The sequence below is a fragment of the Enterovibrio calviensis DSM 14347 genome, assembly GCF_000621165.1.
Taxonomy (GTDB): Bacteria; Pseudomonadota; Gammaproteobacteria; order Enterobacterales; family Vibrionaceae; genus Enterovibrio; species Enterovibrio calviensis.
In genome coordinates this window covers 944,307-959,503 of sequence record NZ_JHZA01000001.1, presented here as the reverse complement: position 1 = coordinate 959,503, position 15,197 = coordinate 944,307, and the positions used below count along the sequence as shown (strand labels likewise).

Genomic DNA, 15,197 nt, shown 5'->3' with positions numbered 1-15,197 from the left:
GCTGCACAGGCAATCTTTGTCACCTTTAATTGGCAGCACCCACCTCCTAAAAACTATTTGGGGAATATGTAGTTATCGTGCGTTGTTAACTAACCCGCTCGCGGGAACAACTTGGTGTTGCTTAGCGAGCACTGCGAAGGTTTTTCGCAAGCGCGGCATTACGGCGGCGTAGAGAAATTACGATTAGGAATGGCAGAGACAGCCAACCAATCGAGCCACCAGATCCACCCTTTTTATTCGTTGTTGGCGGTACAATCGTTTTTGTATCCGTCCCATTATCGGTGTCTGGTGTTGTTGTGGTGCCGGTTCCAGGATCATCAGCCCGTTTGATGACTTTGGCTTCATTGCAAATGCCATCCATGCACGCTTCTATCCACGCGGTATAGTTTGAAACTTGCGTGTAAACTGCTGAGGTATTACCGCAGCGGTAAATAGACCCAAAGTAGCTTCCACCCCAACTCGTCACTCCTACCAGGTACTGCTCCTGAGAGTGAGTATCTTTCCACACCATTGGGCCACCTGAGTCACCCTGACAGGCGCCAATCTGATCGATGGGATTAATACTCCCGACCGATTCAGCACCTGCACAAATAAATGCATTGTCGTCATCTAACATGGAAGGCAATAGCGCATCATGTTGATTTGAAAATGTGTTGAACTCTTGTCGGCACGCTTCATCCGTAATTGCGTAGGTGTTTACCGATTGCAGCTTGCGTGGCATATCGAACTGGCTGTGACGGGGATTGATAAAACCATAGCCGCTAATAAGTTGCGATTTCTCAGGCGCATAGCGATTCTGCCATGCAGCATTGTCATAAGCAGCTTGCACAGAGGTCGACGCGATCTTAATGGCTTTGGCCGGAGACGCTACAGACGAATCCAATTCGATCAATGCGATGTCTGCATTCATTGAGTGACTTTCATTGTCCCAGCCAGCATGGATATACACTTTTCGGGCAGAAACAGCTCTCGCCTTAAATTCAGGTGCTTGTGTGTCGGCTTCGCCTGTTGATACAAATACGTCCGCTGCATCTTGAGGCAGCATCGTAATGACGATCCCGCTTATGTCGTAATCAATATCAAAACAATGTGCCGCCGTTAGAATCCATTTGGCTTCACCCGTTTTATTGTCTTCAATCACGGTGCCTCCACAGCGTCCCACTTTGTCAAACAAATGGGATTCAACATAGGCTTGCCAAGGCGCCTCCGAAATATCCGTGTCTGAACCGTTCAAAATATACGGAGAGAAAGGCGAATCCTTCAAAGCGGCCTCTGAAGCAGAAACAGTGGTGCTCACCGAGCATACAGTCGCGATCGCTAAAGAAAGAAACCCAAAGACGTTTTTCATATATTTTCCAAAAGTAGAGTAAAAGAGGGCAACCGTTCCGGTGCTAGTAGCAACCCTAGGGTGAAAACTAGTGCGCATTGTTCGCGATGACATTGACTTTCTCTATGAACCGATGGCTGCAATCTTCCACTGTAGTGATCCAGACACGTCCTAGAAACTCAGTGAAAGAAACCGCAAAAAGGCTATCGAAAGGCATCAATAAATGGGAAGTCGTTTCACCACTCGACATTTCATCGGAAAATGAGCAGGTTTCTCTTTGTGTCAGGAGCAGTTGGTTACTGCTATCAAAGAGCTCGTAGACGATTTCTGCTTTCGCATGGCTCTCGCCAAACACCGTACTCGGAATAGACAATTCTTTGTGTTCAATGTGGTAGGCAATGGCATAGTGTGGAAAATCAGTTCTGCCAACAGTAAGGACGTTGCCATCAGCAACGGAATAGTTACTGTTCAACAACTCAGTTCTAGTCACGTTAGCAACGGCCTGATAGAAATTGATTTCATAGCCTTGAAGCGCTGACTGTTCGATTTCTTCTTTTGCGCTCTTGGTCGGGTCAACAAGTACTTCAACGTTTGCGATACAGTGCTGTCCGCATGTACTGCTTTTGTCTGTTTCCGGAAGATTAACGCCGATAGTGCATGCCGAAAGGGATAAAAGAGAGAGTACTAATAATAGTGTTCGCATAAGTTTCACATTTTGATTTTCATTAAGATCCGCACTTCATCCCTATGTGCGAACCTTTTACGTTAATGACTCTAGTTTTCAATAAATACCATCGCGATTGATGACTATTCTCTAGAAGGTATAATTAACACCAGCAAAGAAACCAAACTGGTTTTCGTTCTTATATTCTAGATCTGCACCGCTATTTTCGAATTTGGTAGAGTTCCCATTAAGGCGCATATAGTTAACACCAGATTCAAACGCCCAGTTTTCATTAAGCGCGTAGCCAATACTGGTATTCAAACCCACAGCCAAACCACTAGATTCAATGTTTGTTTTATCGGCAAAGCCAAACATTGATTTTGACTCCATCTCAACTTCTGATGAATAGCGACCAAGACTACCACCAACAACCCAATACATTCTGTCATTAATCGGCAGCATGTAGTCCAACCCTAAACCACCAATGGTTTCCTGACGCTTAATATCAACCGTACCTAATTGAACTTGATTAGAGGATAATACTCTCGTTTGCGCTGAATCTTCACTCGTCACACGCCAAAAAGCATATGCACGCAAATTATCATTGAATTTGTAACCGAGTTTTAGATCATTATAAATTGAGTCATCAATTGCTCCACCCAATCCGCCAAGCGTCGAGTCCATCTGACTATTACCCAAATCCGATATCAGTTCTGAATCTGTATTAAGGAAACCAATATCAAAACCAAGGTACAATGCATCATTGTTAAATGGTGTCGCGGCAAATGAAGATGTAGAAGTAAAAGCCAAAGCGATTGCTGCGAAGTGAATTTTTTTTCTCATTACGAATACTACTCTATTGTGTTTGCATTTGGTTTGAGCCCCGTATAACACAGAAGGCTCTATTATCATTTGTAAGCCTGTATAAGCCACCGCATTGGATTTTCGCACCACGTTGAGTGCATGCTGCAATGAGCCAGTTTGATACAGGTCATGAATTCGGCGGCCATTCTCTAAAAAATGGGACGAGCGGTCTAAATGCAAATCAAATGGATTTCAAATCACTTTGAAATCCACCTGATTTTTTCATGGTTATTTTTACCATAAGCTAATGTTTTATTTGATTTTATGTTTTCTCCGGCTTCAGAGCCAAACATTAGCCTTTCATAATATTCAAATACACAAGGAAATATTCATTCAATATCGTTCATCAGGTAATGGCAAAAATTGGTCAACAATTATCGGTGTTAAGCGAGAAGTTTCTGGCCAATGTCCTTGAGGCACTTCGCACAGTGGACATTTCCAACTTGCTTTGCTTTAATTAGTTATGATTTTATTTTGGAAAAAATAAATGCCCGAAAGTTCTCAACTTTATAGTTTCTCTGATGCTGTCTATGATACTGGGAAAAGAACACTCTCCTTTTCAACGGGACACTCGGAATCACTAAGCCCAATAGCGGGAAAAGTTTTCGTCTACCTTTTAGACAATGCAGACATTAGTGTCAGTAAGGATGAATTATTTTCAGCTTGCTGGGGCAATGCGGTGGTTTCAGATCAGTCATTAACCAATGTCATTTCCACATTGAGAAAATCAATCAAGAAAAGTAATAATAGTGACATAAAGATAAAAACAATAAGCAAAGTTGGATATATCATTAGTTTTGATGGAAACTTAACCATCGGAAATGTAAGTAACGAATCAGTAATAGAAAACAATTCACCAGCAATAGAGAAAGAAAAATCACAAGCACCTAGTGCGGAACAGGAGATTTCGGAAAACAATCAACCAAAGAAAAAAGAAATATTCAGTGGAGTTAAAGAAAGCAATAAAGATGAATTAATAAACACTCAGCACCCATCAAATGAACCGCTTGAAGATTTGAAAAATACAACGTCTGATGTTGATAAAGATAACCAGTGTGAAAACGATGCTGAAAACAACGCATCGACACGTCGACTATCAGCACCTCTAATGATCAGTTCATGTTTATTGATTCTTATGATGGTAACCATGGCGGTTTTTTCTCTCAAGGCGAGTGATGAAAAGCCCTACTTCGTTAATCAATCAGAATACGCATACAGCAATACAGTAGGTAGCATTCACGTATTTTCGAACAAGGAATCAGAAGTCGAAGAAGGGAGTTCATTGCTTAACGGTATTAAAAGTAGCCTGCCTCACACGTGCGAACTAGACGTTTTTCTGAGGCTTTATCCTTCCATTGATCATCCAAGTCAAAATGCATTGTATGTTTTCATATTGACCCCAAAACACACAGCACTTAACTATGCTGTATCAAAATATCAGAGTGAATCATCATGGATAGCGTTAGAAGCGTTTTTCTCAGAAGCAAATTTACTGTGTCAATCATCGCTGTCTTGATAATGCTATTGGCCTACATGGCTTATCACATGATCAAAGAACATCGCAGCGTGAACCTAGTGTCGACCAGTTGGCATTGTGAAACCATCAAAACAGGTTTCGCCTCTCAGGCGTATTCTGAATATCGTTCTGTGCTTGAAAAGATGACGCTCACCTTCACATCTCGTCATCACTTCTCCATCAGAGAGTTTGTTCAGGTCACAGACATGAAAGGGCAAATCGACAAGTTAGAAAACTTCTATTTTGGCTCATATGATCTTGAAGGCGATGAGCTTGCGATGAAGTTCGAAACCGTAAAGCAAAATGTCACGCATCATGATCCCGTGCTAAACAGTGATTACAAGGAATACGAAGGGCTAACTATCAGGTACGCACTCAGCATGACTGCTCGTAACCTCTTCTTCTATGCCAAGAATCGTTCGGAGATTTTCAACCTCGTCTGCTTTTCACCGTCCTAGCAACGTCAACTTGATTAGGGTGGCATTGCCCCCTAATCAAGTTGGCGCTTCGAGAAAACAAACCACGCAAACCAATCAACAAACCAAAACGAGCAAGCCTCATATTCACGTTCATTGTTCGTCGAATTTCTTATGGTGACAGAATCGAACTCAGCCACTAATCAGACACTTTAGGCAGAAAGAGGATGAAATATAGTGCCTTTTACACTATTATCCTGCCGCCTGAGCGCAAGCGTTTGCTTCTTTCTTGCAATCCTTGCTGACAGGCGCCAATCCGATATTTTTTCTATGGAGGGACGCCTTAAATGACCACACTAACTATTACTCGCCCTGACGACTGGCACGTTCATCTTCGTGATGGTGAAGTCCTTACCCATACTGTTCAAGACATCAGCCGCTACAACGGTCGCGCACTTATTATGCCGAACACGGTTCCACCGGTAACCAACACCGAAATGGCCATTGCCTACCGTGAACGCATCATGGCAGAACAGCCTTCTGCGCAGTTTGAACCTCTGATGGCGCTATACCTCACCGACAACACCACACCAGAAGAAATCAAAAAAGCCAAAGAATCTGGTGCTGTCGTTGCGGCAAAACTCTACCCTGCTGGTGCAACCACCAACTCGGATTCCGGTGTGACATCTGCGCGCAATATCTATCCGGTGTTGGAAGCGATGCAAGAAGTCGGCATGTTGTTGCTGGTTCACGGTGAAGTCACTTCCCACGACGTTGATATCTTCGACCGTGAGAAAGAATTCCTCGACACTGTCCTCGCGCCAATCGTTAACGATTTCCCAGAACTTAAAATCGTCCTAGAGCACATCACTACCGCTGACGCAGCGACCTTTGTGAAGAATGCTAACGAGAACGTGGCTGCAACTATCACAGCACACCACTTGATGTACAACCGCAATCACATGTTGGTTGGCGGCATTAAGCCACACTTCTACTGCTTGCCAATTTTGAAGCGCAACACACACCAAAAAGCCTTGGTTGAAGCAGCAACAAGCGGCAGCAAGAAATTCTTCTTAGGCACAGACTCAGCTCCTCACGCTAAAGGCGCGAAAGAGTCTGCTTGTGGTTGTGCAGGTTCTTACACCGCACACGCTGCGCTAGAGCTTTACGCTGAAGTGTTCGAACAAGAAGGTAAGCTGGAAAACCTAGAAGCATTCGCCAGCTTCAATGGCCCAGATTTCTATGGCCTGCCACGCAACAGCGACACGGTGACGCTAACAAAAGCGGAATGGCCTGTGCCAGCGACCATGCCGTTTGGTTCCGACGTTGTCGTGCCAATTCGTGCCGGTGAAAACATCACTTGGACGGTTAAATAACCGAAGTGATTCGCTAACACTTGAAAACTGAGTAGTGATTGAATGATGAAAGCCTAACCACCATGCGGTTAGGCTTTTTACGTTCATTAGCTATGAACAAACACGATATGCCAACATACACAATCGAGTTTACTGAACTCGAGATTACCCAAATAAAAAACCACGTTCGTAAACGTGGTTTTTTGTGACTACCGAACTGCCGATTGCAGCGTTGCAATGATTTGGTTTACAGCACTCTTAAACTTTTCACGCTTAACGTGCTTGTTTCACCTGTTTCAAAGTTCAGCTTCGGTGACAGGTAAATGTCTTTCACGTTGCTGAGGTTGAGTGCAATTTTCTTCGTGCTTTCTGGTGCCCAGTTTGGTTGTGCAAAATCACTGGCATCGAGTTTGATCGTTGTCCACTCATCAGATGCAGGGATCACGGTTTGATAGTGCGCGTAAGAACCATCGCCTTTTGAACCAAAATCAGATTGGTTGAACTTAACCGAAACGTCCGCGCCAGAACGGTAAGTGATCTCGACGCTCGACACACCCGTTAACGCAGTATCCGTTGCACAAATCAGTTCGACAAATGGCCAGTTCTTACCTTCCTGCTTTTTGAACAAAGTGAACTCGACTTGGATTTGATCATTTTGAACCAGTGGGTCAGACGCCTTAAAGCTTGAACCAAAGCCATCCGTTGCAGCCTTCCAATTCGCGGTATGAAGTAGATTTACGCCTTTAATGTCGTCTGCAGCCTGCGCTAATGGCATCGCTAAGCAGCTAAAAATAAACGCGCCAAACATAAAGAGTTTACGAGAAGTGAGTTTCATCTTGTTCAAAAACCTCATTTTATTGATGGTTTCTGCAGTATGAGTTGAGCCAATTGGCATGTCTTTCATCAACAAAGCAAAGTACGAGACAGGTCATTTTGACGCCATTCTGGTGGGTAGATTTGCGAGTGGTCGCAGCTTTGGTCGGACGGTTCACAATACACGCCGCCATGCTCAGCAAGAGCTCCTTGGCTGTCTGGTTCGGCGACAAAGTAGGAATACAAAAAGTGCGCGCTGAGCGCACTTTTGTTGGTGATTTTCGGAATTAGAATGGCGTAGGTTCGCCTTGCTCCACAAGCACTTTGAGTTCACCGGTTTCGTGATGGGGTAAAGTGCGATGTTTGTTTGGCGGTAAATCATTAAACGCGGTGGCGAGTATTTGTAACGTGTCACCGTGTGCCACCAGCAATATCACTTCGCCTTGGTATTTCGCGTCCAATTCGTGAATGAGCGCCAGTGCGCGCGCTCTCACTTGGGCGGTGCTTTCAACACCATTTTCGTTGTTATATGCCGTGAGTGCATCTATTGTCCACACCTGCTCGTAAGCGTCTGATGTTTTCCCTTCCCACTCTCCGAAATACCGCTCTCGCAAGCGAGTATCTTGCTGCGGTTCAGACATATTTAGCGTGTCAGCCACAATGGCCGCAGTTTCTTTGGTGCGCTTGAAATCGGAGGTGAATATTTGAGTAATGGGCATGCCTTGGTATTGCTGCGCAGCGGTTTTAGCTTGTTGCTCGCCAGTTGGCGATAAGCCATATTGCTCACACCCAATCGCCGGATCGCTCACCACAATGTTAGCCACATTCGCTTGGCTTTGCCCGTGTCGCATTGCCAAATAGGTATTGTTGAATACCGTCATCTCCATTCCTCATTTTGTTGACTCATGCCGCCCTTTTTGGCGAGGGCGACGTAAGGCTAATGCAGTCGCGCCGACTTTTCTATCGCTATAGCGGAAACATCCTGCACGCCAATTCTTCATCTGATTGAAACCAGACTTTCACATTCCCTTGCTAACAATACGCACCAGCAACATAGAAATGACCATTTGCTCATAAATTCGGCTTCAGTTCATTTTAGTGAGCACTTGAACATAAATATGCTCAAAAATGAGCATTTGGTCAATATTAGTACAGTTTGATTATTCAAACGCTCAAAATGTTGGCGAAATGTTAAATCCGCGTCTACGTTAGTTGAAGCTACCTTGAGTGGAATGGAGAAACAGGTCGTATGGCTCTAGATTCAAAACTCAAATCAAAAACCGAGGTTCGTCGTGAACTCATTCTGGAGATGACACACGCCAAGGGCAACGTATCGGTTGAAATGCTCACTGAATTTTTAGGTGTCTCAGCACAAACGGTGCGTCGAGACATTAACCAGCTTTGCAGTGAAAACCTGCTTCGTCGACGCCATGGCGGTGTGGAAAGTTTTGAGCGACAGCTGAACGACCCATATCAACAACGTGCCGTTACCAACTCGGAAGCGAAGCACGCTATAGCTCGTGCCGTTGCTGATCTTATCCCTGACGGATCGACCGTCTTCATATCTATTGGCTCGACCCCTGCCATTGTGGCGGAAGCACTCACGCAAAAGCGCGAATTAACGGTGATGACAAACAACCTCAATGCCGCCATGACACTCAGTAACGAACCGTCAAACCGCATCATTATTCCCGGCGGCGAAGTGAGAATGCCTGACCGCGATGTATTGGGTGATGACGTGTTGGCGTTCTTTAATAGCTACCGAGCTGAGTTCGGCATTTTCGGTGTCGCTGGCGTTTCCGAAGACGGCGGTATGTTGGATTTTCATGCTTCTGAAGTGCGAGTGCGCGAAGCCATTCGCACCCATTGTAAAACCTCGGTATTGGTGATGGACAGCACCAAGCTGACACGCATCGCGCCCGCCGTGGGTGGCAGTATTTTTGATGTTGACCAAATCATTATGGATCAGCATCCCGGTGATGATTTTTCTTCGCTTATTGAGCGCGTTGGAGATCGTCTGAAGTTAGTTGGAGGCGAGATTTAATGAACGCAGCGCCATTTGTGATATTCGACAATATTGGTAAGCGCTGGAACGGTCAGTTGGGTGTCGAAAACATTTCGATGGAGATACCTGAAGGGTCATTTGTAGCATTACTCGGGCCGTCAGGCTGCGGTAAATCTACCACGTTGCGGTTACTGGCAGGGTTGGAGATACCCGATGAAGGTGAGATCCATATTGATGGCCTAGACGTGACGGAATTAGCACCGTCTGCGAGAAACCTGTCCATGGTGTTTCAATCTTATGCCCTATTCCCTCACCTTTCAGTCGCAGAGAACGTCATGTTCGGCATGAAGGTTCGCAAAGTGCCTGCGCCAGAGCGAATGGAAAAGCTAAATGACGCGTTAGAGATCACGGGCTTGCTTGGCTACGAAGACAGAAAGCCAGGTGAGCTATCAGGCGGGCAACGTCAACGTGTGGCATTGGCTCGCGCCATCGTGGCACGCCAGCCATTGTGTTTGATGGATGAACCCCTTTCTAATCTTGATGCCAAGCTGCGCCATTCAGTCCGCAAGGATATTAAGAAGCTGCAACGTGATCTTGGTATGACCGTGGTGTATGTCACCCACGATCAAACCGAAGCCATGAGCATGGCAGACATCATCATATTGATGAAAGACGGCCACATCATGCAAACCGGTTCACCGCGTGAACTCTATAACCAACCACAAAACACCTTTGCTGCAGAATTTATTGGCGCGCCACCAATGGCGTTGATCAACGGCGGTGTGATTGAAGGCAGCGACCACGCCACCAAGGTGGGTTTACGAACAGAAAACGTGCGTGTGGTGGATACGGGACAAGGCCGCTTAACCTGCAAAGTGGCAGAAAGTGAATACCTTGGCGAAGAAACCCACGTGCTGTTGGAACACCCAGAAGCAAAAGGTCTGGTGGTGAAAATGCAAGGTTACACCTCGTTAGTGGAAGGCAGCACCGTTGATATTACGTTCAACGATGACGTGCTGCATTTCTTTGATGACCAAGGAAACCGAATGTCTTAGCAAAGCATGCTGAGCTGTTATTCCCGCGCCGCTTATCAACATTGTTTGTTAGCAGATCTTGCTAGCAAAGCTTGATAGCAGGCAGGGAATCCAACTTGAGATTAATTTTCTACGAAATCAATGGTGAATCTATGAAGTTCTCTACGTTATTCAGTTGTGCCTTCGCAGGTACGTTTGCTTTAGCCACCCACTCCGCGGCAGCGGTTACTGAACTCAACATGTACTACCCGATTGCGGTCGGCGGCTCTTTAACCAAGGTTGTCGATGAATTAGTGACGGATTTTGAAACTCAGAACCCTGACATTAAGGTCAATGCCATTTATTCAGGCAACTATGATGACACTCGCGTTCGTGCGCTCTCTGCATTGAACTCGGGCGAACCTGCACAGCTTGCGGTCATGTTCTCAATTGATGTGTATGACCTCATCGACCAAGAAATCATCTCGCCGTTTGACGAAGTGATTGAGGGGGACGCTGACAAAGCTTGGCTAGAAGGCTTCTACCCTGCATTAATGGAAAACGGTCAAGCCGAAGGCCAAACGTGGGGGATTCCATTCCAACGTTCAACCATTGTTGCTTACTACAACAAAGACATGTTCAGAGCAGCCGGACTTGATCCAGAAAAGCCACCGACAACATGGACAGAGTTGGTAGAGATGGGCAAAAAACTCACCAACGATGATACCTACGGCATCATGATCCCATCCACGGGTTACCCCTACTGGATGTTCCAAGCCTTGGCGATTCAAAACGGCAAAAAGCTCATGTCTGACGATGGTTTAACCACCTATTTCGATGACAAAGAAGTGGTCGATACGCTGAAGTTCTGGCAGTCATTGTCACAAGAACATGGCGTGATGCCGACAGGCACAGTGGAATGGGGCACGCTACGTCAGGCATTCCTCGAAGGCAACACCGCGATGATGTGGCACTCCACGGGTAACCTTACCGCGGTGAAAAACGCGGCGAAATTTGATTTCGGTGTCGCCATGCTACCGGGCAATGTTCGGCTTGGCTCGCCAACGGGTGGCGGTAACTTCTACATTTTCAAAGACACATCTGACGAAGAAAAAGCCGCCTCTCTGAAACTCATCAAATACATGACTGCGCCAGAGCAAGCCGCAAAATGGTCTATTGCGACAGGTTACATGGGCGTATCGAAAGACGCGTATGAAACCGATGCGCTGAAGAGCTACACCGCGACGTTCCCACCTGCACTGGTTGCCCGTAACCAACTGGAACATGCTGTCGCAGAGTTCTCAACCTACGAAACCGCCCGTGTGCGTGAAGGTTTGAACAACGCTATTCAGTCGGCTCTAACGGGTTCAAAAACACCGGAAGACGCACTGGAAGAAGCGCAAAACTCGGCGAAACGTCTGCTGCGTAATTATCAATAAGTCACGACAGTAAACTCAGTTTGAGCAATACACCGAATACGTCCCGCCGTTTCTTCGGCGGGACGAGCCTCCACTACCGAGCAGTATTATGAATCATTACGCGGAAATGGAACGACGTCGGCAACACCTCTATGGGTGGTTTTTACTTACGCCTGCGGCGATTCTGTTAACACTGTTTGCGTTTTATCCGTCGTTGGCGACCTTCTGGGAAAGTCTGTTTTCCAAGGGAACACGACGCAGACCTTCAGAGTTTTCCGGTTTGGAAAACTATACGGATCTGTTCAATGATCCGACCTTTTGGCTTGTGGTGAAGAACAACCTTTTCTATGCCGCGATGACCATTCCTATTTCCATTGCTATCGCGCTAATCATGGCGTTATGGGCCAATTCCAAGATCTCAGGCAAAGGGTTTGTGCGCACGGCTTACTTCACACCTACCGTGCTGCCCATGATTGCTGCCGCCAACCTTTGGCTGTTTTTCTACACGCCAGATCTGGGCGTGTTAGATCAAATCGGCGCACTGTTTGGCTTTGAATCGGTTAACTGGTTAGGCCGACCTGAAACTGCTTTATGGGCAGTGATTATCGTGACTATCTGGAAAGAAGCCGGATTTTTCATGATTTTCTATCTGGCGGCATTGCAAACCATTCCGGCTGACTACAAAGAAGCCGCAGATATAGAAGGCACGAGCCGCTGGACATACACACGTCGCATCGTACTGCCACTGCTGATGCCAACCACCTTGTTCATTACGGTGAATGCGATGATCAACTCCGTCAAATTGATTGATCACCTGTTTATCTTGACCAAAGGCGGCCCATCGGACGCGTCCAAACTCATTCTTTACTACATCTGGGAAATGGCATTCGCCTTCTTTGATGCGCCACATGCCGCCGCCATGACGGTGCTCGTGCTGCTGGTGCTGGGTATCGCCGCTGCCGTGCAGTTCATGTACCTCGATAAAAGGACGCATTACCAATGAGAACCGTATCTCCAATGAAAAGCATTGAGAAATATCTTGATACGTTTGGTGCAACGCTATTAGCGGTTATCTGGATTTCGCCGTTGTTCTTTGCGTTCTGGGCGGCCTTTCACACCACGTCTGATGCCGTGAACTTCAACCTGCTGTCAGCATGGACGTTGGATAACTTCCGCGTGGCATGGGACGGTGCGCCTTGGATCAAGTACTTCATCAACACCTTCTTTTTGGTCACCATTGTGTTGATTGGGCAGTTTGTTATCACTACTTTGGCAGGCTTTGCGTTTGCGCAGGTGTCGTTCCCAGGCAAAGATTTTGTGTTCATTCTGGTGTTGCTTCAGTTGTTCATTTTGCCGGAAGTGCTGATTGTCGAAAACTACGCCGTCACATCCAAGCTTGGCTTGTTCGACACCATATTGGGTGTGGGTATGCCTTACATGGCGAGCGCCTTCGGTATATTTCTGATGCGCCAATCGTTCAAATCTGTGCCCTATGAATTGCACGAAGCCGCCAGTGTGGAAGGCTGTTCTCTGTTTGGGATTTTGATGAAGGTCTATGTGCCTTTGGCGAAGCCAACGTATTTGGCGTACGCACTGGTATCGGTATCGACACACTGGAACAACTTCCTATGGCCGTTGATCGTCACTAACTCCGACGATACACGTCCATTGACCGTGGGGTTGTCGATTTTTGGCGCACCCGAGAACGGCGTGGATATTTCGGTGATTTCCGCTGCGACCATGATGTCCGTTGCGCCACTGTTGATTGCGTTCCTGATCTTCCAACGTCAGTTTGTACAGGCATTTCTGCGCGCTGGGATTAAGTAGGGAGCATCGTTAACGTGACTAGAATTATTCAAATCACCGACATTCACCTGACCGTGCCACCGACAAAGGTTTCCGGTCAGTTGAATACCTTCGCCTTGTTTGAACAAGCGATTGATAAGATCGAACAGGATTTACCTCTTTTTGGCGATGTTGACGCTGTTATTGCGACCGGAGACATCACTGACTATGGCGACGAGGAAAGCTATCAGCTATTCAAAACCCAGATTGAACGCTTGAACTTGCCGTATTTGGTGATCCCCGGCAATCACGACAGCCGCGATGCCATGCTCACCAGTTTTCCACAATTAGCGGGCGGCACTGAACATGGCGAGCTGAACTGGGTTGAGACATTTTCTGCGTTTGATGTGATTGGGCTCGATTCCATTATTCCCAATCAAGGTGGCGGCGCGTTATCAGATTCAACACTGCAATTTCTGAAGCGCGCTTTGGCCTCCAATCCAAATAAGCCTGCATTAATCGCCCTGCACCACCCTCCATTTGAATCAGGCATCCATTTTATGGACAACATTGGATTAAAAGGTGCGGACACACTGAGCGAGTTACTCAATCACACATCGCGAGAAGTGCGCGTCATTTGCGGGCATTTACACAACAGCATTGTGTGCAGTTTAGGCAACACCACAGTGCTTTCCTCCCCCGCAGTCGCCAGCAGTTTCATGACGGATCACCGCCCCAACGCGCCGGCCGGCTTTACTAAAAAGCCAGGCGGTTACATGCTTCACGAATGGATCAACGGCTTTCGCAGCAGCTATCTGTCGCTGTCGACGAACGGGGACTTGTATCCGTTTTAGGTTGGATAAATTTGATACGCAGGCTTTCTGGCTAGCGACCAACCACAAAAAACGACGCCTATGGCGTCGTTTTTTCAAGCTTAAACACTGTGATACACGGCGAAAGCATTACATCAAAAGACGCAGAGTTACCATTTCACAATGCCTCGTGTCACTTTAATGCCGCCCACCAGCGTCGATCCGCCATAGTCTTTGGCTAGGCGTAACAAGGTGTCGTGAAATCCGAAGTTAGGAAATGCCTCTTCGACCTCTTTGATGTATGACTTTGGCAAACCCTTGTGGATCATGCCTTTTGAAGCATCAATCCAATCCGCTTTACGACACGCTTCCACGACAAGGTGGTTTAGCCCTTTGTATGGCGTGATTTTATGATGCCAATGGATTGCCGCACGTAAGGTGTTTGGGTCTAACTCCCAACCAAACGTTTCGTTGTCTGCTATTGCGACTTCTTCTGAAGGTTCTAAATACGCCAGTTCATGATCTGTCCAAAGGCCAATATCATGATAAGCAAACGCGGTTTCAACCATGCGTTCATATTGATCATCATTCCCTAGAAAATGCATCGCGTAAGTGATGGTGCGATAAACATGATTGCGGTATCCGTTAAAGTCCTGACCAATCTCTGCTTGGTAACGTGCGAGAATTTCTTCAACGTGCGGACGAAGTCGTTTAATTTTAATCGGTGTCATTGTTCCTTTGCTCACTGCCTATCAGTCAATCCGTTTCTAATATTGTGTTCCATTGTCCGCCACATCAACTCATATACCCAAACAACCTGAAGATGCTCGATTTCAGAGGCCATCAGAGTCAGTGTGTTCAATTTAAGGCAAATGCTTGTGGCTGCTTATGCTCTATTTTCTTCCCTTCCTTTCAGAGAATCAGCCCGGCTTGCGCTCTCAAGTTATAGAGTATGGTTTCCGCGACGTCTTCATCACCACTGTGCAAGCGAGAGAACAATTCACTTAGCAGCACCGCTGTGAAGTACTCTTCATTGGCGGGATCGATGTCGGACAAGGTAAGGTCGGCATCTTCGAGTTGCGACATGGCGGCGGCAACGCGATTTTTTATCACCTGTTCTACGTCTTTAACCATAAGCTGTTCCTGCAGATCAAGAATACCTGAAATCTTACCAATTTCCGCTTCGCTCAGTTCTTGTTCATCTCTCAT

At 46.5% G+C, this 15,197-nt stretch carries 16 protein-coding genes; 9 read left to right on the top strand and 7 right to left on the bottom strand.

Features of this window, described 5'->3' with window-relative positions; genetic code table 11:
- Positions 1 to 121 precede the first annotated feature (121 nt).
- The 3 genes from Q365_RS0104115 to Q365_RS0104105 form a co-directional block, all read right to left on the bottom strand.
- Positions 122 to 1,348, bottom strand: coding sequence for a S1 family peptidase (locus tag Q365_RS0104115; RefSeq protein WP_028022156.1), 1,227 nt, complete (start codon positions 1,346 to 1,348; stop codon positions 122 to 124).
- 67 nt (positions 1,349 to 1,415) lie between these two features.
- Complete coding sequence (locus Q365_RS0104110; RefSeq protein ID WP_028022155.1) at positions 1,416 to 2,030, bottom strand: hypothetical protein; 615 nt, start codon at positions 2,028 to 2,030, stop codon at positions 1,416 to 1,418.
- Positions 2,031 to 2,141: 111 nt separating this feature from the next.
- The gene (locus Q365_RS0104105; protein ID WP_028022154.1) at positions 2,142 to 2,834 is read right to left on the bottom strand and encodes a porin family protein; all 693 of its coding nucleotides are present in this window, start codon (positions 2,832 to 2,834) and stop codon (positions 2,142 to 2,144) included.
- Positions 2,835 to 3,342: 508 nt separating this feature from the next.
- On the opposite strand from Q365_RS0104105, the gene Q365_RS0104095 reads away from it, so the two are divergent.
- The 3 genes from Q365_RS0104095 (at position 3,343) to pyrC (ending at position 6,163) form a co-directional block, all read left to right on the top strand.
- Positions 3,343 to 4,371, top strand: a complete 1,029-nt coding sequence (locus Q365_RS0104095) for a winged helix-turn-helix domain-containing protein (RefSeq protein ID WP_028022153.1) — start codon at positions 3,343 to 3,345, stop codon at positions 4,369 to 4,371.
- Between the two features lie 29 nt (positions 4,372 to 4,400).
- Positions 4,401 to 4,829: a hypothetical protein gene (locus Q365_RS0104090; RefSeq protein WP_245621491.1), complete on the top strand. Its 429-nt coding sequence runs from the start codon at positions 4,401 to 4,403 to the stop codon at positions 4,827 to 4,829.
- A gap of 305 nt (positions 4,830 to 5,134) precedes the next feature.
- The gene (pyrC, locus tag Q365_RS0104085) at positions 5,135 to 6,163 is read left to right on the top strand and encodes a dihydroorotase (RefSeq protein WP_028022151.1); all 1,029 of its coding nucleotides are present in this window, start codon (positions 5,135 to 5,137) and stop codon (positions 6,161 to 6,163) included.
- 226 nt (positions 6,164 to 6,389) lie between these two features.
- Here pyrC and Q365_RS0104080 read toward each other — a convergent pair whose 3' ends face one another.
- Entirely contained in the window at positions 6,390 to 6,977 is a 588-nt protein-coding gene (locus tag Q365_RS0104080) for a hypothetical protein (RefSeq protein WP_028022150.1), read from the bottom strand.
- A 265-nt stretch (positions 6,978 to 7,242) separates the two neighbouring features.
- A complete protein-coding gene (locus Q365_RS0104075) occupies positions 7,243 to 7,836 on the bottom strand; it encodes a histidine phosphatase family protein (protein WP_028022149.1) in 594 nt (197 codons plus the stop codon).
- Positions 7,837 to 8,204: 368 nt separating this feature from the next.
- Between Q365_RS0104075 and Q365_RS0104070 the strand changes: the two genes are divergently transcribed.
- From Q365_RS0104070 to Q365_RS0104045, 6 genes are all read left to right on the top strand, one after another.
- On the top strand, positions 8,205 to 8,999 hold the full coding sequence (locus Q365_RS0104070) for a DeoR/GlpR family DNA-binding transcription regulator (protein WP_028022148.1): 795 nt from the start codon (positions 8,205 to 8,207) through the stop codon (positions 8,997 to 8,999).
- Positions 8,999 to 10,015 (top strand): ABC transporter ATP-binding protein, encoded by a 1,017-nt coding sequence (locus Q365_RS0104065; RefSeq protein WP_028022147.1) that lies wholly within the window; start codon positions 8,999 to 9,001, stop codon positions 10,013 to 10,015. The genes Q365_RS0104070 and Q365_RS0104065 overlap by 1 nt, the downstream gene beginning before the upstream one ends.
- Positions 10,016 to 10,146: 131 nt before the next feature.
- Entirely contained in the window at positions 10,147 to 11,412 is a 1,266-nt protein-coding gene (locus Q365_RS0104060) for an ABC transporter substrate-binding protein (RefSeq protein ID WP_028022146.1), read from the top strand.
- 88 nt (positions 11,413 to 11,500) lie between these two features.
- Positions 11,501 to 12,394 carry a carbohydrate ABC transporter permease gene (locus tag Q365_RS0104055; RefSeq protein WP_028022145.1) on the top strand — a complete coding sequence of 298 codons (894 nt, stop codon included), beginning with the start codon at positions 11,501 to 11,503 and terminating at the stop codon, positions 12,392 to 12,394.
- A complete protein-coding gene (locus Q365_RS0104050; protein WP_245621489.1) occupies positions 12,391 to 13,218 on the top strand; it encodes a carbohydrate ABC transporter permease in 828 nt (275 codons plus the stop codon). The genes Q365_RS0104055 and Q365_RS0104050 overlap by 4 nt, the downstream gene beginning before the upstream one ends.
- A 14-nt stretch (positions 13,219 to 13,232) precedes the next feature.
- The gene (locus tag Q365_RS0104045; protein ID WP_028022143.1) at positions 13,233 to 14,030 is read left to right on the top strand and encodes a phosphodiesterase; all 798 of its coding nucleotides are present in this window, start codon (positions 13,233 to 13,235) and stop codon (positions 14,028 to 14,030) included.
- Between the two features lie 128 nt (positions 14,031 to 14,158).
- On the opposite strand, the gene Q365_RS0104040 is transcribed toward Q365_RS0104045, so the two are convergent.
- Together Q365_RS0104040 and Q365_RS0104035 are read right to left on the bottom strand one after the other, a co-directional pair.
- Entirely contained in the window at positions 14,159 to 14,719 is a 561-nt protein-coding gene (locus Q365_RS0104040; protein WP_028022142.1) for a hypothetical protein, read from the bottom strand.
- A 181-nt stretch (positions 14,720 to 14,900) separates the two neighbouring features.
- Positions 14,901 to 15,197: a hypothetical protein gene (locus Q365_RS0104035; protein ID WP_028022141.1), complete on the bottom strand. Its 297-nt coding sequence runs from the start codon at positions 15,195 to 15,197 to the stop codon at positions 14,901 to 14,903.